This window comes from Deinococcus misasensis DSM 22328 (genome assembly GCF_000745915.1).
In the GTDB taxonomy this organism is placed as follows: domain Bacteria; phylum Deinococcota; class Deinococci; order Deinococcales; family Deinococcaceae; genus Deinococcus_C; species Deinococcus_C misasensis.
Genome location: NZ_JQKG01000002.1, coordinates 267,757 through 289,553, shown reverse-complemented (window position 1 = coordinate 289,553; position 21,797 = coordinate 267,757). Strand labels below are relative to the sequence as shown.

The window sequence follows — 21,797 nt, the reverse complement described above, 5'->3', positions numbered from 1 at the left end:
CGATAAAAGATGCCTTGTGAACATCAAAAACCAACTTTCAATTCTTGTTTCGAGAGGCCCTGGAAAGTTTCGCAGGTGGGGCGGACCCTCTAAAATCATGTAACACATTTACATTTGAGGGTGTTCTGGAGGACTTTAAAGCCCAGTTGATTTTTGGAAGGTTTCTTTCTTTCGAAAGCTGTGGGCTGTAAACTCTCAGGGAAAACCCTTAGAGGATCAAAAAGTAAACGCTTACATTTCTGGCTTGAAGGGTTTCCGGTGCCTCGGCCCATCCCAGACGCAGCCACAGAAAACCCTCCCTGAACGGGAGAAAACCAGAGCATCAGGGGATGCTGTTGCTCTGCAGGTTTCAAAGGTTTTCGGTTTGTTTTCTTTTCTTTTTTTTTGTGAAAAGGTCAGGCAGGCTGCTCAAGGGCCAGTCGGTGCTTTCATTTCAGAACTTTTTGGCCCTGTCAGACTTTTGACAACGTTTGCAAAGGGGTGTCTTTTGATCAGAACCCATTTCAAAAAACCTGCTGCTCAGTTTGAAGCTGGACCCGTGGAACTGCGCACCACCAGTTCGGTTTTGAGTTCGAGTTGGTGTGAGGGGTTCTCGATGTCCGAAAGCATGTTGATGATCATGCGTGTGGCTGCACTGCCCATGTCAAACAGGGGCTGCCGGATGGTGGTCAGGGCTGGATAGAAGTGCGCCGACATCGGAATGTCATCGAAGCCCCCGATGCTGATGTCCTCGGGGATCCTGAGGCCCATGTCCCGCACGAGGTCCATGGCCCCCAGAGCCATCATGTCGTTGCAGGCAAAAATCGCAGTGGGCGGTTGGTCCAGTTGCATGAACGCCTGCGCACCTTTGACCCCCTCGGCTTGCAGGAAGTTGCCCGGATGGATCAGTTGATCATCGATTTCGATGCCACGCAGTTGCAGGCTTTCTTTGTAACCCCTCAGGCGCTCCAGACTGGCCCGCGTGTCAGGCCGACCCGCAATGAACCCGATCCGCCTGTGCCCGAGGTCCAGCAGGTGGTCCATCATCAGGCGGGCACCCCGGTAATTGTCGGCATCCACCGAAGGCAGGCTTTTGAGTTCATGCCGGTGGTCCACAATCACCATCCGCAAGCCCGACTGGTGCAACCCTTCCAACTGCTGGTCTGCGATGTCCGGCAGCACAATGATGAGGCCATCCAGCAACCCTCTGGTGATCAGGGTGACGTGTGTGGAGGCTTTCTGCTGTGCATGGGAATGGGTGTAGAGCACCAGTTCATAACCTGCCTGATTGGCTGCATGTCCGGCCCCTCGGGCCAGTTCGGAAATGTACTGCGTGGAAAAATCCGGGACCAGCATGCCCAGCACACGGGTCTGGTTTCCGGCCAGAGCCCGCGCATTCAAATTCGGGACATAACCCGAGGCCTGCACCGCAGCCATGACTTTCTGGCGGGTGGCTGCAGCCACACCGGATTTGCCGTTCAGCACTCTGGAAACGGTCATCGGGGAAACCCCAGCCACTCTGGCAATGTCTTCTAGTGTGATCGATGAAGGATTTGGCACGGGTGACCCTTGAAATTCGTTTTGCAGGGGAAAAAGCTTCCTGCACTGCTGTTTTTACTATAGCACCGATCGGGTTTGTTGCAGGGCAAGGTTGGCGCAAAGTCCGACTTTTGGCAGGTCACCTGGAAAAGCGTTCAGCGATCAGCCGTCAGCTTTCAGCGAAAAGCGCACCCAGAGGCTTTTGCTTTGGCAAGCAGAAAGACAAAGCCACCAAAAGACAAAGCTCACTCAGACTTGGCAATCTCAAGGGATTTGAGGAAGACTTTCCTTCTGCCTGAGGGCTGACCGCTGAGGGCTGACCGCTGAGGGCTGACGGCTCTCTCTGTTCGCATTGCCCGAACAGGGACGCTGCATGGACCCTGGCTTACGCCACCTGAACCATGCAATTCTTTTTTTTGTCCTGCACAATGGAAGACACCACAAAGGAGGTGCAACATGGGCGGCAATGCACTCAAGAACCATCCCACACGCAGATACCACACATCCGAATACCTGAAACTTTACCCAGAGATCGAGGCCACCCTGCAGCCCATCGTGCAGGGGCGTGTTGCACTGGTCCCGTTTTACACCGCCAAAGAAACCCACGGAGACATGGACATCGTGGTGGAGTCCGACCACCTGCCCCACAACTGGACCGAGCAGGTGATGGAGGCGTTTGCTTCCAGAGACAGTTACAACAACGGGGACACCTTCACTTTTGAATTCCGGGATTTGCAGATCGATTTGATCAAAGCCAGAAGTGAAGAATTTGATCACACCCTGAATTACCTGAGTTTCAATGACCTCGGGAATTTGCTGGGGAAACTGGCCCACCACCTCGGGTTTGTGCTCGGGCACCGAGGGCTTTTGTACAAGGTGATGGACCAGAACAACACCGTGCGGGTGCTGAAACTCACTTCGGATTACCTGGAGGGCATCCGGTTCCTCGGATATGATCCAGAGCGTTTCAAACAGGGTTTTGACACCTTGCAGGAGGTGTACGATTACGCGACCTCCTCACCGTACTTTTATCCGGGGTGTTACCGACCAGACCAGCAGAACAGCCAGAACCGCCAGAGGGACCGCAAGCGCCCCACCTATCAGGGCTTTCTGGAGCACCTTGAGCAGAATGGTTTCTTTGAGCGGATCCCTGGGCCTGTGACCACCCGAGAACAGCAACTCGAAAGGGCCATCCAGAGGTTTCCGGGTTTTCAGGAAGCCATCGAGGAAACCCACCGTTTTCTGGAACGCAAACGGGCTGCCCATCAGAAATTCAACGGGCACACGGTCCGGGAATGGACGGGCATCGAAGGGCAAACCCTTGGGGAAGTGATGATGGAACTCCGGAACAGCGTGGAGGACTTTGAAGGCTGGGTGCTACAGACCCCTCTGGAAACCCTGCGTCTTGAAGTGGAACGGATCAGGGTGAAGCTCGGGGTCTGAATGCAAGTCCCGATACACAGGGTTTCAGGTTGCACACCATAATCCCCTGTACAATCAAGGCATCACCAGAGCCGCCAGAGGCATCCCCACTTCGGGAAGGATCACACTGCTTTTGGCGCGGCTCTGGATACAATTGCCACAAGAGATTGCTGAATGGGAGCTTTGCATGACGTTACTTCAACCCCCTGACCTTGCCTTGCGCTGGCCGGACCACGCCGAAGACCAGTTTGCCGAATTGTTTGCCCGTGCCTTGCGGTGCAACAAGGCCGCGGTATGGCTGCAGGAGGAAAGGCAGCCCAAAGGGGTGTTGCGTCCGGTGGGGATGTACGGTTTAAAGGCTGCAGAACTGCCGGTCCTGATGCAGGCCCGCCTGCACCTTCAGGAAGAGGCCCTTGGACGCCGGGCACAGCAGGAAGAGATGGTGCAACTGGTCTGGAGCCGTGACCGTGCTCAGATGGGTGCAACCGAACAGGCTTTGATGGAGGCTTACCACCTCGACACCCTGTACTGCTGCGCTTTGCGCTTGCCAGACGACACTTTGGGTTTGATTTACTCGGCCAGTGAGGAACCTCAAGAACCAGACATGGGGCGCATCATTCAGGCGGCACAGGTGGCCCAGTCGCTCACCATTGGTTTGCATCGGCAGTTGTTGCAGGAAAAAGCCGTGCAGGTGGAAAAACGGCTGGCCCAGATTCTGGACCGCACCCCAGACATGATCATCACCCGCACGGGTTTCACCATCAACACCGTGAATCGGGCCTGTCAGGACATCCTCGGGTACACCCCAGAGGAGATGATCGGGCGTCCCCTCACCGACTTCCTGCACCCTGAGGATTTGCCCAGAACCAGCAAAATGAACGACATCATCCTGCAGGGTCAAATGGTGCGCGATTACCGCAACCGTTACCTGCACAAAAACGGATCGGTGGTCCACCTGTCCTGGAACACCTCAGATGAGGGGGGCGGCAACATCATCTCGATTGCCAGAGACATCACCCATCAGGTCCGGCAGGAAAAGCTCCTTCGTGAGAGCGAGGAGCGCTTCAAAACCATGGCAGACAGTGCTCCGGTTCTGGTCTGGATGAGCGACCTCAGCAAAGGCTATTATTTCTTCAATCAGGTGTGGCTGGATTTCACAGGCCGCACCCATGAACAGGAGTATGGCAACGGTTGGGCCGAGGGGGTGCATCCAGAGGACCTACAACGCTGTCTGGAAATCTACCTCGGGCATTTTGACCAGCAGAAAGAATTCGAGATGGAGTACCGTTTGCGTCGCCACGATGGGGTGTACCGTTGGCTTTTGGACCGTGGGGTTCCGCGTTACGGCATTGATGGTGAATTTGTGGGTTTCACAGGGGCTTGCATTGACATCCATGACCGCAAACTGGCGGAATCTGCCCTTTCGGAAAGCGAACACCGCTTGCGTGAACTGATGCAGGTCCAGAAGCGCTTCATGGCCGATGCTGCCCACGAACTGCGCACCCCCCTGACCGCCATTCAGGGCAACCTCGACATCCTGATGCGCTACGACAACATCCCCGAGCCAGACCGCAAAGAAATCCTTTCTGATGTGCAGCGCGAAGCCATCCGCCTCGGGCGTCTGGTCCACGACATGCTCACCCTTGCCAGAGGGGATGCAGGCATCGAATTTCAGGAGGAGCAGGTGGACCTCACCGAAGTCATCGAAGAGGTGTGCCGAGAGACCGACCGGGTGCAGCAAACCCATCAACTTGTGTTGCACCACCTGCCAGAGGTGCAGTTGCTCGGGGACCGGGACCGCCTGAAGCAACTGCTCCTGATCCTGCTGGAAAACGCCCTGAAGTACACCCCGACCGGAGGTCAAATCGAGGTGTCCCTGAAGCAGCCCGCAGATTATCTGGAGGTGCGTGTGCAGGACAACGGACCGGGCATCGCCAGACAGGATCTGGAACGGGTGTTTGAGCGGTTTTACCGTGCGGACCAGAGCCGTCACCGTGGCGTGGACCCCGGAGGAACCGGCCTCGGGCTTCCGATTGCCCGCTGGATTGTGGAAGGCCATGGGGGGCACATCTGGCTGGAAAGCGAACTCGGGAAAGGCACCACCGCAGTGGTTCAACTCCCCATCCGGGAACCCCATGATGTCTGAGCCTCCGGTGTCCAGCATCCCAGAGGTCATCCACATGCTGTCCCTCACCCCGATTTTTCAGGGACTCGGGCAGGAAGACCTGACAGAGCTTGCCGTCCAGTTCAAAGAACGCCACTTTCTGAAAGGAGAGCAGGTGTTCTTGCAGGGCGATCCGGTGGAACGGGTGCACATCCTGATCCGGGGATGCCTGCGTGTGTACAAAGAGGGGGTCAAAGCCAACAAGCAGATCACCCTGCACCTTGAGAAACCCTACCGGGCGGTGGCTCTGGTGGCGGTGTTTCTGGACCGCCCAGAGTTCCCCGCTTCCTGTGAGGCTCTGGAAAACAGCACCGTGCTGGTGATGGACCGGGCACGTTTCATGCAGATCGTGACCCACAACGCCACCCTCGCACAATCGGTGATCCGCTATCAGGCCCGCAAGCAGGGCGAACTGATGCACCTGCTGGACCGCTTGTTTTTCCGTGAGGTGGGGGCAAGGGTCGCAGAGACCTTGCTTCAACTGCAAGACGAGCACGGCAATGGCTTCATGCTTCCCACCAATGCCGTGATGGCTGCCCAACTGGGCACCGTGCCAGAGCTGATCAGCCGCAAACTCGGGGAGTTTTTCCGGCAAGGGTTGATTCAACTGGAAGGCCGCAAAGTGTGGGTGCTCCGGACCGATGTGCTGCAAGACCTCTCGATTGAATGACCCTAGGACAGCCCGAGGTGGTTTTGCAGCCCCAGACGCATGCGCCCTGCGGCCTGCATCAGGAAAACCGCGGCTTCTTCAGGCAACTCCTGTTCACAGGTGTGTTCCCACACGGACAGCCATTTGTTGAAGTGGTCGGTGTTCAGGCCCAACCCGAGGTGCGCGACAGGCGGAGACCCCCGGAAGTTTTTGGGTCCGCCCAGCACACCCGTCCAGAAGTCGGTGAGTTTCTGGATGTGGCGTTCCCACCACTGCTCTGCCGGGGTTTCCACCACCTGATCGAACACCCTTTTCATCTCGGGGATCTGGTTCAGGTTCTGGTAGAAGGTGCGGACCAGTTTCTCAATGGTGGGACGGCCACCGATGTTTTCATACAGGTTCAGGGGAAGCATTTTACCTCCAGCCCAGCAGGCGTTTGCCTTCAGGGGTGATGCGCTCGGGGTTCCACGCGGGTTCCCACACCAGATCCACCTCTACATGCTCGATGCCCGGCAGTCGGGACAGGGCGTGTTTCACAGAACCGGTCAGGGTATCGTGCAAAGGGCAACCCGGTGTGGTCAGGGTCATGGTGACGTGCAAGGTGTCCCCTCGGGTTTCCAGACGGTACACCAACCCGAGGTCAATGATGCTGATGCTGAGCTCGGGATCCATCACATTTTGCAACAACAGGTGGGCGAGGTGTTCAGTGTTGGCGGACATGCATGACCTCCAGAAGCACCCTCAGGTAAGGCAGCAACCCGAGGGCCACCACCCACAGGCCCGCCGGGTGCAGGGCCGTGAGCAGGATTCCCAGAAGGAAGGTCCACATGGCCAGATCGGCGGTTTTTTCGTGGAACATTTCTTTCAGGGTGGGAACGTGGGACTTTCCGGCCTGATCGGCGTAGCGGTGCAGCCACACCAGAAAAGGCAGGATCTTGTACAGCATGCCGGTGATGACCAGCAGCAGAAAACCACCAAACCAAACCAGACTGAGGGTCCAGAACCCCAGCATTGCCGTGACCCCACTGGTCACCAGTAACCCAAGGCCAGCCACATAATGCCTGACCCCCACATCCAGCGCTCGCTTGACCCGTTTTCGGATCAGGTTGTGGGCGTCCAGCACCATCAGCAGGCTTCCCAGCAGCAGCAAGGGAACGGTCAGCACAGGGAAGATCAGATCCGACAGGATCGCCAGATTCAGCACCCAGAGGTTCAGGCCCATCACTCTGGGTTTCACCCCGTGCGACAGGGTGAACATCCCGACCAGTTTGTGCCCGACCCCTGCAATGGACACCATGAACACCCCCACCAACCCGAGGATGGCGTGGTGCTGAAGCCTTGAGGGATCGTAACCTCCGATGTGCATGCTGACGGCTTGCAGCATTCCGACCATGGGTGTGGTGAGCAGGTGGAAGGTCACCCACACCAGACTGGTGGCCACCACATTCCACTTGCGGGTTTGCCGGAACACCAGAGCCATGTGCACCGCGAACCACACGAGGGCCACGCTGACCAGACCTCCTCCCAGAGCAATCCAGAGGGGTTTGAAGTGCAAGAAGCCCAGCACCTGAATGGGAACGCCCAGAGCCCAGAAACCCAGCACGGCGTATCCCCACCAACTTTTGACCAGTCTGGTTTCCAGAATCACCGGGCAAAGCTGGTGCATGCTGCCCACCAGAATGCCAGTGCCAAACCCCAGAAGCATCAGGTGGGTGAACGCAAGGGTGACGGGATGTCGGCCACTTTCAAACCCTTGCGGGTTCAGGGCGAACAGCAGAATCCCCCACACCAGAAACACGCTGGAGAGCACAACGAATCCAGCAGGCACCTGATAGGGAGCAGTGGTGTTTTTTTGGGCAAGTGCAATCATGGGTGCCTCCGACCCTGATTTTAGAAAGGCGTCCTCGGGCAGGCCATGACTTAAGTCATGGATGGAAGGGGTGCAGGGCAGGCACACTCAATGCAGAAGGAGAAACACCCATGCAACAAGTCGATGTTCGCACCATCATCCCCAGAGAACGCCACCCGAAGATCTTCAATGTGTTCGACAACCTCGCTCAGGGCTCTGCTTTTGAACTGGTCAACGACCATGACCCCAAGCCCCTGTACTACCAGTTCATGATCGAGCGTCCCGGTCTGTTTGAGTGGGAGTATCTGGAGTCCGGCCCTTGGGTGTGGCGCGTCAAAATTTCCAGAGCGTGAAAAGCTGGTCCGGGCCTACACAGCCCGGACCCTGTTTGGTACAGGTTTTTGCAGGAGCCGACATGTCCACCATTCTGCCCACCACCCGCATCAGCGAAGTGCTGGAAAGCCATCCTGCGTGTTTGCAGGTGCTGCTGGATGCCAGTCCAGCGTTTCACAAACTCAAAAACCCCGTCTTGAGAAAAGTGATGCCCCGTCTGGTGACGGTCCAGCAAGCTGCGGGCATGGCCGGATTGGATGCACAGGTTTTGCTGGATGCTTTGCGTCAGGCTGCCGGATTTTCCCTGAGCCCTGAACACACCGAAAAAGGAGAAACCATGTCCGTTTCGATGCTGGACACCCCACCTCCAGAGTGGATCACTGCACCTCTGGCTTCAGAACTGGATGTGCGGGCTTTGCTGGAGCAGGGTGAGGAGCCGTTCAAGCACATTCAAAAAGCCAGTGCAAAAGTGCCAGAAGGGTCCCGTTTCTTGTTGATCGCTCCCTTTGAGCCCATTCCGCTGTATCAGGCCCTCGGAAAGCAAGGATTTGAACCGTGGTGCAGCACCCATCAGGGTACCTACGAGGTGCACTTTTACCGCTCGGATGTGCTCTGGACCCCTCCTGCTCAGGTGGGGCAGACAGCCCCCATCTCAAGGTCTTTTGACCATGAAATCCACATTCCAGAGACTCTGGAACCCCCAGAGCCCATGATGCGGATTCTCGCTGCTCTGGACCGTTTGCCTGCTGGAAAAACCCTGCTGGTCCATCACGTCAGAAGGCCGGTTTACCTGCTGCAGCGTCTGGAAGACCTGGGTTTTCGAACAGAAGTGCAGGAACAGGGGAGTGAAGTGAAACTCTGGATTCAGAAAGGTTGATGGAGCAGGCGAAACGCAAAGTCGCTGCTCGGGCGATGCAGGCAGAGAGAGCCGTCAGCCCTCAGCGTTCAGCCGTCAGGCAGAAGGAAAGTCTTCCTCAAATCCCTTGAGATTGCCAAATCTGAGTGGTCTTTGCCGTTTGGTCTGCCTGTTTTCGAAAGCAAAAGCTTCTGGGTGAGCTTTTTTGCTGAAAGCTGAGGGCTGACGGCTGAACGCTTTCTCAAGTGACCTGCCAAACTTCAGACTTTGTGTTTGTCTTGGCCGAACGAGACTTTGCACCCCATCTGAAAAGCCGTTTTCCCTTAAAATGAGGCATGCCAGAGGAGGCCCTTCCCGAAGAGGTGCAGGCCCATGTGCTCAAGGCCCAGCGTTTGAGCCAAGAGCAAGCGGCCTTGCTGGAACAGCAGCATGGCCGGGTGTTTCGTTTTGTGCGGCGTTACATGCAGGAGCAGGGCGTGAACATGCAGCACCAGCAGGAAAGCGTGTTCACCGCGACCCGTTGTGTGCAGTGCAAACGGGCGGTGGTGTTTTTTGACACCTCCCGTTTCATTCCACAGGCCTCCAGATACAACATGATTTTGCGTCCCAATCCACAGGCCAGTGCAGGTTCCAGACGCCACCAGTTTGTGAACGTGTGCCCGTACTGCGGACGCTGGCATGGCAAGCGCATGATCGAGCACATCCACCAGAGAAACCGCGATTCCGAAGAGCAGACCTGCCTGATTTTCTCAGGGCAGCAATATTTATTGTGGCTTGAGATACAATTCAAGATCGGTTGATTTCATCTTCAGTTTATTTTGATGTGCCTTGTGTTTTTTGCTTCTCAACACCAAAAAAGCCTGTTTTGATGGTGGCAGCACGGTTTTGATGCACAGGCCGGGTCACAAAGCTGGAACATCTGGCACATCCGTCTCAAATGCATTCTGTTACCATCGGCAACATGCTGGAGTGGATTGAGAAGCTGATGAACGACATGGGATACCTGGGGATTGTGCTCTTGATGTTTCTGGAGAACATTTTCCCTCCGATCCCTTCTGAATTGATCATGCCACTGGCCGGATTTACTGCTGCCAGAGGCGATCTGACTTTTGTGGGTGTGGTGCTGGCCGGAACGGTGGGTTCTGTGCTGGGTGCCCTGCCCCTGTACTGGCTGGGTCGCTGGGTCGGCGAGGAGCGCCTGATCAAGTGGGCCGACAAACACGGCAAATGGTTGACCCTCTCGGGTGACGACATCCGCAAAGCCGACGACTGGTTCGACAAGCATGGCAGAAAGACCGTGTTCTTTCTGCGTCTGGTTCCGGGGGTGCGTTCCCTGATTTCCCTGCCTGCCGGCATGAGTGAAATGTCGGTGCGCTTGTTCTTGCTGTTCACAGCCTTGGGAACGGCCCTGTGGTCTGCGCTTTTGACCTACCTCGGGTATTTGCTGGGAGACAATTACAAAGAAGTGGAGCATTACATGAAGCCGGTCAGTTATACCGTGCTGGGTGTGTTGGCCATTGTGGTGGTTCGCTGGTTTCTCATCCGGCGTAACGAACAGGCCCGCAAAGAGCAGAAACAGACCGGTTAAAACCCTCAGCCCTGACTCAGTAAAATCCCCTATAAAACGGTTAAAATGCCAGATTCCTGCTCTGGCATTTGCTTTTTTTGTACCTCGTTCAAATCTTCGCATTTTTCTCATGATCCAGTCAGCTTCGGTTGTTAAATTTGAGCATCTTCAACAAAAGGCTTCCCTCGGGAAGCAGGCCACCATGTCACCAGTGACCCACTGGGGCTTCCGTTCATTGTTTCAGGTTCAGGAGTTGTTCATGCGCAAAACCCAGCTTTCCATTGCAGCCCTCACCCTCACCGCCCTGCTTGCTGCATGCAGCCAGAGTCCCACCACCACCGCCCAGACCGAAGTGGCCCCACTGGGACAGAACCAGAACTTCGTTGCCGATGAAGTGCTGGTCCAATACAACAGCACCGAAGACCAGCAGCAAGTGGTGGAACGCAACCACGGCCTCTCCAAAAAAGAAACCGTGGCCAGCAAACAGGGCAAGACCCTCAAACTCCTGAAAATCAACAACGGCAAGACTGTGCAACAGGTCATCAACGAACTGAAGTCCCAGCCCGGCGTGGAATATGTCGAGCCCAACTGGATTTACACCCATGCTGCCACCTCCAACGATCCCTACTTCACCGGAAACAACCTCTGGGGCATGTACGGAGACCTCTCCAGCCCCAGCAACATTTACGGCAGTCAGGCTGCAGAAGCATGGAGTGCTGGCAAAACCGGCAGCAAGAGCGTGTACATCGGCATCATCGATGAGGGCATCCAGTTCAGCCACCCTGACCTTGCTGCCAACATGTGGACCAACCCTTACGACCCTGTGGATGGCGTGGACAACGACGGAAACGGTTACATCGACGACACCCGGGGTTGGGACTTTGCCAACGGCAACAACACGGTTTTTGATGGCAACAAACGCGAAGGTCCTGACTCGCACGGCACCCACGTGGCTGGAACCATCGGTGGAGTGGGAGGCAACGGGGTGGGCGTGGCCGGGGTGAACTGGAACGTCACCATGATCTCGGGCAAATTCCTCGGGGCCAGAGGGGGCACCACCGCCAACGCCATCAAGGCCGTGGATTACTTCACCGACCTGAAAACCCGCCATGGGCTGAACATTGTGGCCACCAGCAACTCATGGGGCGGAGGCGGTTTCTCCCAAGCCCTGCTGGACGCCATCAACCGTGCTGGAAACGCAGGCATCCTGTTCATTGCTGCGGCTGGAAACGGGGGCAATGACGGGGTTGGCGACAACAACGACTCTGTGGCCAACTACCCATCCAACTACGAGTGCACCAACAATGGCACACGGGGCTGGGACTGCGTGATTGCGGTGGCAGCCATCAACAGCACCGGAGGCATTGCAGGCTTCTCCAACTTCGGAGCACGAACCGTGGACATCGGGGCTCCCGGTGTGGCCATCAACTCCAGTGTGCCCACCAACAGTTACGCCTCCTACAACGGAACCAGCATGGCCACCCCGCACGTCTCGGGTGCAGCGGCATTGTACGTCAGCATCAACCCCACCGCCACGGCACGCCAGATCAAAGACGCCATTCTGGCCGCAGCCCTGCCCACCCCCTCCCTCTCGGGCAAAACCGTGACCGGTGGACGCCTCAACGTGGGCGGATTCTGAACTTCATTCACCTGCAAAAAGCTCCGGTTTTCCGGAGCTTTTTCTTTGGAATGGGTTTGGAAAGAGGTTTGAACTTGGTGCGGATTTTGACGGAATTGCCTTTGCAAGTCCTCCACAATCAAAACATGCCCACACGAGGCATATTCATTGAGGTCTGTCTGGAGGCATGACATGGAATTCCCCCCTTTTTCCCTCTGGTCCATTTTGCTGGACACCGAACACCACCTGATGGGATGGAGCCCTGATTGTGCCCGGACATTGGGCTGGAACCCTGCAGAAACCATCGGAAAGCCTGTGAATGTGCTGCTGGCTTCCCCTCTCCCAGAGGGCCCCCTCCACGGATCTTTTCCGCTGGTCCTGCAAGACCGCGAAGGGCACACCCATCCTTGCGTGGCACAGATGCAGCCTTTGCAGCCTCATGGTTTCCTGTTGACCCTCACCCCCCAGAGGGATCTGGAAAACCTGCAATTGCTGTCTCTGGCATTTGAACAGGCCGAATCGGGCATTCTGGTGATCCGTCCCACCACCGCTGAAGTGGTGATGGTCAATCCAGCCATGGCCCGGATGCTGAAAACCCCTCTGGAAGACCTGATGGGACAGGAAGCCACCCGTTTCATTGCTCCGGCTTCCCTGCAGCATCTGCATGCCCATGGGATTGAGGCCCGCAAAAAAGGAGAACACCAGTTCCTGACCAGCTTCATGCGCACCGATGGCACGGTGTTCACGGCACGGGTGCAACTGCTGGCCATTCCCGGTCCTGAGGGAAACCTGCAAAGCTGGATGGTCCACGTGCACGATGTGACCGAAGAAGAAATTCAGGTGGACCGCAGCACCCGCCTTGCCCGTCTTGCCCTTGCCCTCATTCACACCCGCACCACCGAACAGGTCACCACCGTGCTGCTGCAAGAAGCCGTGCAGGCCTCGGGGGCTTACTCGGGTGGCCTGTTTCTGGTGGGTGATACCGGAGACCGCCTGCATCTGGTGGACAGCCTGGGATACCCGGCCAACACCACCCAGCAATTTCAGGATTTCCCGGTGACTGCGGACTTCCCGGTGGGTGAAGCGGTGCTGCAAAAACAGGCTTTTTTCATGGGCACCCATGAACTCATCGAGCGTTATCCCAAAGCGGCTGCCGCCCGTTCCCAGCAGACCCTCAGCGTCGCTGTCATTCCCCTGATGATCGAGGATCAGGTGCGGGGGGTGCTGGCCCTGAGTTTCAACATCCAGAGGGCTTTTGACACAGATGAGCAGGCTTTCCTCTTGCAGCTCACCCGGCAATGTGCGCAGGCCTTTGAGCGGGTCCGGTTGGGCCTGTCCGAACAGCGCAACCGTGAAGCCCTTGAAGCCCAGAGGGCCAGACAGGACATCCTCTCTGAAGCCAGCCAGCACCTTTCTGCATCTCTGGATTTGCAGGTCACCCTGCAGACCATTGCAGAACTGGCAAGGCTGGTGTTTCAGGCCGATGTGCTGGTCCACCGCCTGACCCCTGCAGGTGACATCCGGTGCCTGACCGAAACCCGCCTGAAAGAGGCAGAAGGATGGAAGCCTCTGGTCAAAGAGGTGCTGGAGCAGGACCAGCCTTTCTTGCCTGACGGCCCAGAGGACTTGCTGGACCACCAGAGCATGGTGATGGTGCCGATGGTTTTGCATGGCCAGAAATCTGCAACCCTGACCCTCCTGAAAAAAGAAGGGCAGTTCACCGATGAGGACCTGCCTTTTGTGGGCAGTTTTGTTTCGAGGGTGGCCCTCTCCCTTGAACACGCGGAATTGTACGCCGAACGGTTGCAAGCGGAAGAAGCTGCCCGGGCCAGAGAACAGGATTTCCGTTCTCTGGTGCAGAACATTCCCGGTGTGGTGTACCGCTGCCTCTACGATGCCCACTGGACCATGCTCTACCTGCTGGGAGACCTGCATGAAATTGTGGGGCATCCGGCCAGTGCCCTGCTTGGCTCGGGTGGAATGACCTTTCCTGAACTGGTTCACCCCGAGGATGTGGGCTGGGTGGAAAACGAAGTGCACCGGGCCGTGCAAAACCACCGCTCTTTCGACATGCAATACCGCATGGTCCATCAGGACGGCAGCACCCGCTGGGTCCACGAACGGGGCAAAGCCAGTTACAGTCCAGAGGGAGAAGTTCAGTGGCTCGATGGGGTGATTTTCGACATCACCGAGAGGCGCAAAGCCGAGCAGGACCGCATGGAACTCCTGCAAGTGGTGGAGCAGGAACGCACCCGCCTGATTGATGTGCTGGAACAAATGCCCGTGGCGGTGTGGCTTGCACAAGCACCGGACGGCAAAGTGCTGTTTGGCAACCGTCAGGTGGAAAAACTGTTCGGGCAGGCTTTTGATCTTGAAAGTGTGGACCAGCAGATTCAGGATTACCGTGGTCTGGTCCGCTCAGGCAAAGTGCTGGAACCTGCAGAGTGGCCCCTCACCCGTGCTCTGGAAAAAGGTGAAGTGGTCCTCAACGAAGAACTTGAAGTGCTGCGCCCCGATGGCAGCCAGGTCCCCGCATGGTTCAGTGCTGCCCCGATCCTCAATCAGGCTGGAGAGCGGGTGGCTGGGGTGGTCACCGCTCAGGACATCTCCAACCTCAAAAAAGTGGAACAGGACTTGCGCACCGCCAGAGATGAACTCGAAGAACGGGTGCGTTCACGCACCATCGAACTTCACTCCCTGAGTGTGCTGTTGCAGCAACAGGTGGAAGAACTCGAAGCCCGCACCTTGGAAACCCGCATCCTCAGCGAAATGAGCGAGATGCTGCAGGCCTGTTACACCATCGAAGAAGCCCAGCAGGTGGTGGCCCAGCACCTCCAGAGGCTCTTTGAACAGGCCAGTGGCAGCCTGTATGCCTTTGGCCCCTCCAGAAACATCCTTGAGGAAATGGTCAGTTGGCGTGGCCCAACGGTCAGCTCGCCGGTCTTCAACCCAGAAGAATGCTGGGGCCTCAGGCGGGGCCGGCTGTATGCCAGAGCAGGCCACAGCGCAGCCATTGCTTGCAAGCACATCTCCGAAGCTGAACGCTCCACTTTGTGTGTGCTCCCTGCTCGCTCAAGGGGAAACCGTGGGCATGTTGCACCTTTCTGCCCCCAAAGAGGCGTTCACCCCTGCTCAGGAAAGGTTGGCACAGACGGTGTCAGAAACGGTGGCTCTGGCCCTCGTGAACATCCGATTGCGGGACCGCCTGAAAGAACAGTCCATCCGAGATGTCCTGACCGGACTGTTCAACCGCCGTTATCTGGAAGAAACCTTTGAACGCGAAGTGCGACGCGCCCAGAGGCACCACACCGAAGTCGGGCTGATCATGCTGGACCTCGACCACTTCAAAGACTTCAATGACACCTACGGCCACGAAGCAGGAGACGCCGTCCTGAAAGAATTTGGACGCCTGCTGCGCCAGAGTGTGCGCAACGAAGACGTGCCCTGCCGTTATGGAGGAGAAGAATTCATCCTGTTGATGCCCGGGGCTTCCTTGCACCAGACCCTTGAGCGTGCAGAACAGGTGCGTCAGAACACAGCCCGCATGCAGGTGCAAAGCCAGAACCTGATGGTGGGCACCGTGACCTGCTCTCTGGGGGTGGCCTCTTTTCCGGTGCATGGCCGGGACCTCAACGAGCTTCTCAGGGCTGCAGATTTTGCCCTGTATCAGGCCAAACGTCAGGGGAGAAATCAGGTGGTGGCAGCCACAACGGACCTGTGAATCGGCTTTTAAAGGTGTGGGCAAAACCAGAAGAAGCGGATGTTGTGCCTGTCACATGCAGTCGTGAGCGCTTTTGAAGCCTTCTTCATCGGCACCCCAGAGCCAAACCGCCTTGGTGACCGGATGAACATATTTTTGTAAGCCTGAATCCTCTGATGCAGTGCTTGGGTCCAGCATGTAGTTGTGCTGTTTGGGTGACATGTTGGTGATGATGACAGGCACCGAACCATCTGGATTTTTCTTGCTGCTGAGCAGCACATACACATACTGTTTGCCCCGGACTCCAGCAAAAATGGGAGGGGTGCTTGCGAATTGCAGGCTGAATGTATCAAACACTTTGGGGACCCTGCATCCTTCATGCACATTGAAACTGCTGGAAGGCACGCATCCTGTCAAAAAAAGCAAACAAAACCAGAGTGTTTTTTTCATGCCCTGATTTTAAGGAATTCAGGGAACAGGTGAAACCCGTCCATTTTTCAGCACAAAACCCACAAACTGCAAAAGCCGCACAGACCTTTTCCAGCGCCGGAGTTTCACGATGCGCCAGAGAAACTCCAGCCCCAGAGTGCTGTAGATTTTGGGGGCTCTCGGTGCATGGCCTGCAATCACATCCAGAGATCCACCCACACCGATCAGCACGCAGTTCTGGAGGTGCTGTCTTGCCCATTCATTGAAGGTTTCTTGCAAAGGACAACCCAGAGCGGTCAGCACCAGATTGGCTTGACAGTTTTGAATGTCTTGCAGGATGTGCTCTGGTGTGGCCTGGCTGTACCCATCCCGGATGCCTGCCACCTGAATGCCGTACTGTTGCTGGCAAATCTGTGCAGCTTTTTCTGCCACGCCGGGAGCAGCACCATAAAAGTACACCCTCAAATTTGCTCCTCCTGCTGCCATCAGAGACTGGATCAATTCGATGCCCAGAACACGCTCTGGCAAAGGAATGCCCCGGAGTTTTGCAGCCCAGTATACCCCGATGCCATCCACAGTCACCCGTCCGGCTTCATGCACAGCCTGACGCAAAGCCACATCTGTGCTGGCCTGCACGAAAATCTCGGGGTTGATGGTGACTACGGTCTTGGCTGGTCCAGATGTGGTGGCCCACTGAAGCAGCGTTTGGGTGGCCTCTTCATGGCGGACGGCATGGATGGGAAGACCTTGCAGGTCATGGGATGTGGGATCCATGTTGTCCTTTCGTGAATGAACATCAGACTCGTGAGGAGCGGGAATGCAGCAGTGCCAAAAGCCCGCGTTTCCACGGGCCTTTGGCTTCAAAACAGCAGTTTACAGCAGTTCCAGACGGGCCAGACCTTGCACGGCCTGACGCACTTGCGCCAGAGCTGCCAGACGGTTCTGACGCACCTGTTCGTTTTCCACCATCACCATCACATCGTTGAAGAAGGCGTCCAAGATGGGTTTGATCAGGACCACCTGACGGATCTGGTTTTCCAGAGGCAGTTTGCTTTCGCTGCCTTCAGAGATGTCCCATGCAGGGAAAGCGGCTTTGGCTGCGTACTCCAGTTGCACGCTGGCCTCTTGCAACTCTTTCAAAGCTGCGAACAGGGCACGTTCAGAGTCGTGCTCTGCGAGGTCCAGTTGCACTTCAGAGGCTTCCACGTCTTTGGAGAGGTTCGCTGCACGTTTGTACAGGGTGGCGAGGTCCTCGAATTCGGCTTGCTGGGACAGTTCTTTCAGCAGGGCAATGCGCCACGCAGCAGGGTAGAAATTGCTGGCGGCTTCTCTGGCAGCCCGAACAGACTGCACAGGGTACCCAGCAGAGGTCATCAGGCCCGAGAAGCGTTCCCACAGGAAGGTTTCCAGCTGTTGCAGGCTGGCTTCGGACACTTCAATGTTTTGGGCAGCATAAACGGCTGCAGCTTCCTTTAGGAGGGCCATCAAAGACACTTCAATGCCAAAAGCGGCCACCAGACGCACGGCACCAATTCCCAAACGGCGCAGGCCAAAGGGATCCGCACTGCCTGAGGGGGCTTTGCCAATCGAAAAGAAGCCCACCAGTGTGTCCAGACGGTCTGCCAGAGACAGCACTGCTCCGGTCAGGGTGGCAGGCAGTTCGGCCTCGGCAGTGACAGGTTTGACCCCTTGTTCCAGCGCATCTGCGACTTCTGCAGCTTTGCCTTCGTTCAGAGCGTAGGCTTTGCCCACCACACCTGCAAGGTCGGCGTACTCGTAGACCAGTTGGGTGGCCAGATCAGCTTTGAAGACCTCTGCAGCCTGAGAGACCACACCAGAGTCTGCACCCAGTTTGGCGGCCAGCCTCTGGGACAGGTCACGCAAACGGGTTTGCTTGTCCAGCATGTTTCCGAGGCCCTTCTGGAAAGCCATGCCAGAGAGGCGTTCGCGGTGCTCCAGCAGAGTTTTGGTGGTGTCGTTGTTCCAGAAGAACAGGGCGTCCGAGAGGCGACCATCGAGCACCTGCACATAGCCTTTCATGGGCACAGACACGTCAGGAACCCGGTTGTTGGAGATCACCACAAAGCCGTTCACCAGACGGGTTTCCCCTTTGACCGGGAAGTAGCGCTGGTGGACCATCATGGTTTCAGCCAGCACCTCGTCAGGGAGTTTCAGGTACTTCTCGTCAAAACGCCCGAGGTAAGCGGTGGGGTACTCCACAAGGTTGACGATCTCGCTCACCAGATCGTCATGCCATTCCAGAGATTGACCCTCTTCGAGGGCACCTTTTGCAGCTTCGATCACGAGGTCATAACGTTTTTGCTGGCTGGCAATCACGTAAGCTTCTTCAAGTTGCTGCTCGTAAGAAGCAGGGCTCTGGATGTTGAAGGGGGTGGGGGCCATGAAACGGTGCCCTTTGGTGGTTCTGGAGGCGGTCAGTCCAGCCACCTGCACAGGCAGCACCTGATCGTCCAGGAGGGCCACCAACCACTGCACCGGGCGCACAAACTGGCAGTCTTCCACGGCACCCCAGCGCATTTTGCGTTTGGCAGGCAGGTCACGGACCACATTGGCCAGAAGCTCTGGGAGCAGGTCTTGGGTGGCTTTGCCTTCATCGGTCAGGGTGACGTAGTAATAACCGTCTTTTTCGGTCAGGTCGGCAAGGGTTTTGCCAATGCTGCCCGCGAAGCCCTGTGCAGCTTTCTCTCCAGCTTTGACGCTGGGTCCACGGCGTTCGGTGACCTGACGCTCCTGACGCTCTGGGAGGCCAGAGATGCGTGCAGCAAGCCTGCGTGGTGTAGAGAACAGTTCGATGGAATCAAACGTCAGGCGGGCCTGTTTCAGACGTTCAGAGAGCAGGTTTTCAAGCCCTTCGCGGCCCTCATCCACATAGAAGGCCGGGAGTTCTTCGGTGCCGATTTCAAACAGCAGAATCATTGCTGGGCCTCCTGTTGTGCCAGTTTCTGGTTTTCATGGTCCACGTAAGCCTGCGCGGCTTTGGCAGCGATTTTGCGCACCCGCCCGATGTAAGCCTGACGCTCGGCGTGGGAAATGCTGCCTGAGGCGTCCAGCAAATTGAAGCAGTGGGATGCCCGCATCACGAACTCGTAGCCGGGGTACACGTGGCCGGAAGCCAGCAGGCGGTTGGCCTCTGACTCGTAATTCTCGAAGTTCTGGCGTTGCAGGTCCTTGTTCACCCCATTGAAGTTGTAATCGGAGTGCTGCCACTCAAAATCCCGGCGGATGTCGCCCATCAGGACCGGAGGTGCTCCGGTGATCGGTGGGGGAGCGTACTCCAGATCAAACGCATGGTTTTTGCCTTGCAGGTACAGTGCAATGCGCTCCAGACCGTAAGTGATCTCGGCGGTCACTGGGAACACATCGATGCCCCCGACCTGCTGGAAGTAGGTGAACTGGGTGATTTCCATGCCATCCAGCCACACTTCCCAGCCCAGACCCCAGGCGCCCAGCGTGGGACTTTCCCAGTTGTCCTCCACAAAGCGGATGTCGTGCTTGTTGGGATCAATGCCCAGACGGTACAGGCTCTGCAGGTACAGTTCCTGCACATCGCTGGGGTTGGGTTTCAAAATCACCTGATACTGAAAGTAATACTGGAAGCGGTAAGGGTTCTCACCGTAACGCCCATCGGCAGGACGACGGCTCGGGGCCACGTAAGCGGTGCGCCATGGTTTTTTGTCCAGAGCACGCAAGAAAGTCGAGGGGTAAAAGGTCCCTGCCCCCACCTCGGTGTCATATGGCTGGGTGATCACACAACCGTTTTCCGCCCAGAATTTGTCGAGCTCCAAAATCAGATCCTGAAAGTACTTCATCGTGCCTCCTTCACCGTGGAAACAAAAAAACGTCCCCAGGTGGTTTGATGTCCACCTGGGGACGAATGCTGTCTTTTCAACAGGACACCCGCGGTCCCACCCCAGTTCCCGAGCAGTCTCGGGCCCTTTTATGCAGTTGTTTTGCTCCCCGTCGCCCTTCCTGTGGCTCTGACCGTCAGGCTCACACCGTCCCTGACTCGCTGGGGTTGATCGCCACAGTACTCCTACGGATCAACACGATGACAGTATAGGAGAGAATCATGAAAATGCAAAGTCCCTCTGGGCTGGTGTGTTCAGGGCTTCACATATTCAATTTTGCGGGTTTCCAGAAGCTGGGTTCCATCTGCCATGAAAACCGTGCGTGAAATCCAGTTGCCCCGAGCGTCTTTGGTGTATTCCACCTTCTCAAACCCGGCAAGGTGCTGCAAGCCTTCCTGATCGTAAGCATACCGAACGGTTTGGGGGGGTTCCTCGCTCTGGGAAAGTGTGGTGATGGTTTCGACAAGGCGTTTCTGGTCATCGTAGCGGTACTGGACGGTGCTGGCATTTTGAAGGGAAGTGCCCTCCAAAGGGGTGGTGCTTTGCTGGACCAGCAGGTTGTTTTGAAGGGTAAAAACGGTTTTGCTGTCAGGGAGCCATGGTTTTTTGGCGGTTGCCTTCGTGTCTGGAAGGTAACGGGTCAGGGCCACCGTGTTTTTGCTGTATTCACAGGTGGAGTATTCCGTCAGGGTTCCGCTTTTGGAATAGCGGTTGATTCTGACCGGTTGCTGACTCTGGTTGTAAAGGTATTGGTCATGTCCTTCTCGGATGCCCAGTTCCCGGAAGTACACTTTTTTCAACAGGTTGTTCTGGGTGATGTAAGTCCACTTGCCGGTTTCTTCTCCGGTGTCCAAAAAAGAACCTTTTCTGGACACCACCTTTCCCCCAGAGAGTTCCCACTGTGTGGCGATACCAGAGGGGAAGGCGGGGCCAGCAGCACTTTTGGTGGTGAACTGATAATCATAGACCCGTTTAACAAACTGAGGTTCAACCAGACCTGCACTTTCCAGATCCTGATTGGGGTTGGGCACGCACTGGGCCACCGCACTGGAGACCAGAGCAGTCAAAGCCAGCAAAGTCAATGGAGTCGGTTTCAACATCCTTCAAATTGTACTTTCAAGAGGAGGTGGATCCAGCTCTGGGGTCACCTCCTCCACTGGCGTTTCAGGTCAAACTCTTCCAGCAAGCGAAAAACCTCGTTTTCCCATCTGCGTTTGATCAGGCACACCACGCCTGTTCCAGTGTGGTCTTTGCTGTAAATTTCGTACAGGGCGTGTGTTTTTTCGATGGCCACCCGGTCCAGCACCTGTGAGAGCACTCTGGTTTCCTGATCTCCAGTGGGGGCGTTCGGATCGAAAGTCACGTAAATGTCGAAATTGCGGTAAGCGTAAGCCAGCAGGCTTTGCTGCACGGGTTCCACGTGCCCCGGTTGGAAGAACTGGTTGACATCGGCCAGACGGGTGAAGTAATCCATCTGCCACCTCGATGCGCCGTGGATCTGGAAAGTGGGCAGAAGGTCATGGCGCATGATTTGGGTTGTTTCAGAAGTGGGTTGCACTCCAGAGATGCCTGCGTTGGAAAACATGTGAAGCGACCTGCCTTTCCGGGAACAGAAAGTCAGGGGAGGGCACATCAGGAAGGTTGCTGTGGGGCAGCAGTCTGCTGACAGAGAGGGAAGATCCGTCTCTGGGCGATGCAATAGATTTTCAGAATTGCGCGTCAAAGTCAACAGGCAAAAAGGGTGCTTGCATGGGTGACAAATGCAGAGGGAGAGCGAAAAGGCTGAATTTTGGATGTTTACTAATATGCACCTTTGAACCGTA

Annotated in this window: 21 protein-coding genes; 11 read left to right on the top strand and 10 right to left on the bottom strand. The window is 56.4% G+C overall.

What is annotated here, in order from left to right; translation table 11 throughout:
• Positions 1 to 519 precede the first annotated feature (519 nt).
• Complete coding sequence (locus tag Q371_RS03130) at positions 520 to 1,539, bottom strand: LacI family DNA-binding transcriptional regulator (protein ID WP_034335815.1); 1,020 nt, start codon at positions 1,537 to 1,539, stop codon at positions 520 to 522.
• A 2-nt stretch (positions 1,540 to 1,541) separates the two neighbouring features.
• Here Q371_RS03130 and Q371_RS03125 point away from each other — a divergent pair, with 2 nt between their 5' ends.
• The 4 genes from Q371_RS03125 to Q371_RS03110 all read left to right on the top strand — a co-directional run bounded on the left by Q371_RS03125 (position 1,542) and on the right by Q371_RS03110 (position 5,774).
• Complete coding sequence (locus Q371_RS03125) at positions 1,542 to 1,817, top strand: hypothetical protein (protein ID WP_034335812.1); 276 nt, start codon at positions 1,542 to 1,544, stop codon at positions 1,815 to 1,817.
• A gap of 157 nt (positions 1,818 to 1,974) precedes the next feature.
• Entirely contained in the window at positions 1,975 to 2,961 is a 987-nt protein-coding gene (locus tag Q371_RS03120) for a hypothetical protein (RefSeq protein WP_034335809.1), read from the top strand.
• A gap of 166 nt (positions 2,962 to 3,127) precedes the next feature.
• Positions 3,128 to 5,086, top strand: coding sequence for a PAS domain-containing sensor histidine kinase (locus tag Q371_RS03115; RefSeq protein WP_034335805.1), 1,959 nt, complete (start codon positions 3,128 to 3,130; stop codon positions 5,084 to 5,086).
• On the top strand, positions 5,076 to 5,774 hold the full coding sequence (locus tag Q371_RS03110; protein ID WP_211253793.1) for a Crp/Fnr family transcriptional regulator: 699 nt from the start codon (positions 5,076 to 5,078) through the stop codon (positions 5,772 to 5,774). Before Q371_RS03115 ends, Q371_RS03110 begins: the two co-directional genes overlap by 11 nt.
• 2 nt (positions 5,775 to 5,776) lie before the next feature.
• Here the strand turns inward: Q371_RS03110 and Q371_RS25200 are convergent, their stop codons facing one another.
• Genes Q371_RS25200 through Q371_RS03095 form a run of 3 tightly spaced genes read right to left on the bottom strand, consistent with a single transcriptional unit; the run spans position 5,777 to position 7,623 of the window.
• Positions 5,777 to 6,166, bottom strand: coding sequence for a truncated hemoglobin (locus Q371_RS25200; protein WP_051963131.1), 390 nt, complete (start codon positions 6,164 to 6,166; stop codon positions 5,777 to 5,779).
• 1 nt (position 6,167) lies between these two features.
• The gene (locus Q371_RS03100) at positions 6,168 to 6,473 is read right to left on the bottom strand and encodes a metal-sulfur cluster assembly factor (protein ID WP_034335803.1); all 306 of its coding nucleotides are present in this window, start codon (positions 6,471 to 6,473) and stop codon (positions 6,168 to 6,170) included.
• A complete protein-coding gene (locus Q371_RS03095) occupies positions 6,457 to 7,623 on the bottom strand; it encodes a hypothetical protein (RefSeq protein ID WP_051963130.1) in 1,167 nt (388 codons plus the stop codon). Before Q371_RS03095 ends, Q371_RS03100 begins: the two co-directional genes overlap by 17 nt.
• Positions 7,624 to 7,733: 110 nt before the next feature.
• Here Q371_RS03095 and Q371_RS03090 point away from each other — a divergent pair, with 110 nt between their 5' ends.
• From Q371_RS03090 to Q371_RS27505, 7 genes are all read left to right on the top strand, one after another.
• Complete coding sequence (locus Q371_RS03090) at positions 7,734 to 7,955, top strand: DUF2249 domain-containing protein (RefSeq protein ID WP_034335800.1); 222 nt, start codon at positions 7,734 to 7,736, stop codon at positions 7,953 to 7,955.
• A 62-nt stretch (positions 7,956 to 8,017) separates the two neighbouring features.
• Positions 8,018 to 8,812: a DUF2249 domain-containing protein gene (locus Q371_RS03085; protein WP_034335797.1), complete on the top strand. Its 795-nt coding sequence runs from the start codon at positions 8,018 to 8,020 to the stop codon at positions 8,810 to 8,812.
• Between the two features lie 314 nt (positions 8,813 to 9,126).
• Positions 9,127 to 9,591, top strand: coding sequence for a hypothetical protein (locus Q371_RS03075; RefSeq protein WP_034335791.1), 465 nt, complete (start codon positions 9,127 to 9,129; stop codon positions 9,589 to 9,591).
• 161 nt (positions 9,592 to 9,752) lie between these two features.
• Positions 9,753 to 10,379 (top strand): DedA family protein, encoded by a 627-nt coding sequence (locus Q371_RS03070; RefSeq protein WP_034336024.1) that lies wholly within the window; start codon positions 9,753 to 9,755, stop codon positions 10,377 to 10,379.
• A 181-nt stretch (positions 10,380 to 10,560) separates the two neighbouring features.
• Positions 10,561 to 11,997, top strand: a complete 1,437-nt coding sequence (locus tag Q371_RS03065; protein ID WP_245618201.1) for a S8 family peptidase — start codon at positions 10,561 to 10,563, stop codon at positions 11,995 to 11,997.
• A 171-nt stretch (positions 11,998 to 12,168) separates the two neighbouring features.
• Entirely contained in the window at positions 12,169 to 15,252 is a 3,084-nt protein-coding gene (locus Q371_RS25195; RefSeq protein ID WP_051963129.1) for a PAS domain S-box protein, read from the top strand.
• A complete protein-coding gene (locus Q371_RS27505; protein ID WP_169743778.1) occupies positions 15,158 to 15,697 on the top strand; it encodes a GGDEF domain-containing protein in 540 nt (179 codons plus the stop codon). Before Q371_RS25195 ends, Q371_RS27505 begins: the two co-directional genes overlap by 95 nt.
• A 51-nt stretch (positions 15,698 to 15,748) precedes the next feature.
• Here the strand turns inward: Q371_RS27505 and Q371_RS03055 are convergent, their stop codons facing one another.
• From Q371_RS03055 to Q371_RS03030, 6 genes are all read right to left on the bottom strand, one after another.
• The gene (locus Q371_RS03055) at positions 15,749 to 16,126 is read right to left on the bottom strand and encodes a hypothetical protein (RefSeq protein WP_034335785.1); all 378 of its coding nucleotides are present in this window, start codon (positions 16,124 to 16,126) and stop codon (positions 15,749 to 15,751) included.
• Positions 16,127 to 16,144: 18 nt separating this feature from the next.
• Positions 16,145 to 16,879 (bottom strand): WecB/TagA/CpsF family glycosyltransferase, encoded by a 735-nt coding sequence (locus tag Q371_RS03050; protein WP_034335782.1) that lies wholly within the window; start codon positions 16,877 to 16,879, stop codon positions 16,145 to 16,147.
• Positions 16,880 to 16,978: 99 nt separating this feature from the next.
• A complete protein-coding gene (gene glyS / locus Q371_RS03045) occupies positions 16,979 to 19,042 on the bottom strand; it encodes a glycine--tRNA ligase subunit beta (protein ID WP_034335779.1) in 2,064 nt (687 codons plus the stop codon).
• Positions 19,039 to 19,935 (bottom strand): glycine--tRNA ligase subunit alpha, encoded by an 897-nt coding sequence (locus Q371_RS03040; RefSeq protein ID WP_034335777.1) that lies wholly within the window; start codon positions 19,933 to 19,935, stop codon positions 19,039 to 19,041. The genes glyS and Q371_RS03040 overlap by 4 nt, the downstream gene beginning before the upstream one ends.
• A 293-nt stretch (positions 19,936 to 20,228) precedes the next feature.
• On the bottom strand, positions 20,229 to 21,074 hold the full coding sequence (locus Q371_RS03035; protein ID WP_034335774.1) for a hypothetical protein: 846 nt from the start codon (positions 21,072 to 21,074) through the stop codon (positions 20,229 to 20,231).
• A gap of 44 nt (positions 21,075 to 21,118) precedes the next feature.
• Complete coding sequence (locus Q371_RS03030; protein ID WP_034335771.1) at positions 21,119 to 21,559, bottom strand: hypothetical protein; 441 nt, start codon at positions 21,557 to 21,559, stop codon at positions 21,119 to 21,121.
• Positions 21,560 to 21,797: the final 238 nt, after the last annotated feature.

What these genes read in the sequence shown, in the direction of transcription:
- Q371_RS03035 (WP_034335774.1), bottom strand. Translation starts at nt 21,074, where the DNA reads ATGTTGAAACCGACTCCATTGACTTTGCTGGCTTTGACTGCTCTGGTC.
- Q371_RS03100 (WP_034335803.1), bottom strand. Translation starts at nt 6,473, where the DNA reads ATGTCCGCCAACACTGAACACCTCGCCCACCTGTTGTTGCAAAATGTG.
- Q371_RS03070 (WP_034336024.1), top strand. Translation starts at nt 9,753, where the DNA reads ATGCTGGAGTGGATTGAGAAGCTGATGAACGACATGGGATACCTGGGG.
- Q371_RS03090 (WP_034335800.1), top strand. Translation starts at nt 7,734, where the DNA reads ATGCAACAAGTCGATGTTCGCACCATCATCCCCAGAGAACGCCACCCG.
- Q371_RS25195 (WP_051963129.1), top strand. Translation starts at nt 12,169, where the DNA reads ATGGAATTCCCCCCTTTTTCCCTCTGGTCCATTTTGCTGGACACCGAA.
- glyS (WP_034335779.1), bottom strand. Translation starts at nt 19,042, where the DNA reads ATGATTCTGCTGTTTGAAATCGGCACCGAAGAACTCCCGGCCTTCTAT.
- Q371_RS03075 (WP_034335791.1), top strand. Translation starts at nt 9,127, where the DNA reads ATGCCAGAGGAGGCCCTTCCCGAAGAGGTGCAGGCCCATGTGCTCAAG.
- Q371_RS03115 (WP_034335805.1), top strand. Translation starts at nt 3,128, where the DNA reads ATGACGTTACTTCAACCCCCTGACCTTGCCTTGCGCTGGCCGGACCAC.
- Q371_RS25200 (WP_051963131.1), bottom strand. Translation starts at nt 6,166, where the DNA reads ATGCTTCCCCTGAACCTGTATGAAAACATCGGTGGCCGTCCCACCATT.
- Q371_RS03040 (WP_034335777.1), bottom strand. Translation starts at nt 19,935, where the DNA reads ATGAAGTACTTTCAGGATCTGATTTTGGAGCTCGACAAATTCTGGGCG.
- Q371_RS03050 (WP_034335782.1), bottom strand. Translation starts at nt 16,879, where the DNA reads ATGGATCCCACATCCCATGACCTGCAAGGTCTTCCCATCCATGCCGTC.
- Q371_RS03095 (WP_051963130.1), bottom strand. Translation starts at nt 7,623, where the DNA reads ATGATTGCACTTGCCCAAAAAAACACCACTGCTCCCTATCAGGTGCCT.
- Q371_RS03030 (WP_034335771.1), bottom strand. Translation starts at nt 21,559, where the DNA reads ATGTTTTCCAACGCAGGCATCTCTGGAGTGCAACCCACTTCTGAAACA.
- Q371_RS03120 (WP_034335809.1), top strand. Translation starts at nt 1,975, where the DNA reads ATGGGCGGCAATGCACTCAAGAACCATCCCACACGCAGATACCACACA.
- Q371_RS03055 (WP_034335785.1), bottom strand. Translation starts at nt 16,126, where the DNA reads ATGAAAAAAACACTCTGGTTTTGTTTGCTTTTTTTGACAGGATGCGTG.
- Q371_RS03110 (WP_211253793.1), top strand. Translation starts at nt 5,076, where the DNA reads ATGATGTCTGAGCCTCCGGTGTCCAGCATCCCAGAGGTCATCCACATG.
- Q371_RS03085 (WP_034335797.1), top strand. Translation starts at nt 8,018, where the DNA reads ATGTCCACCATTCTGCCCACCACCCGCATCAGCGAAGTGCTGGAAAGC.
- Q371_RS03065 (WP_245618201.1), top strand. Translation starts at nt 10,561, where the DNA reads ATGTCACCAGTGACCCACTGGGGCTTCCGTTCATTGTTTCAGGTTCAG.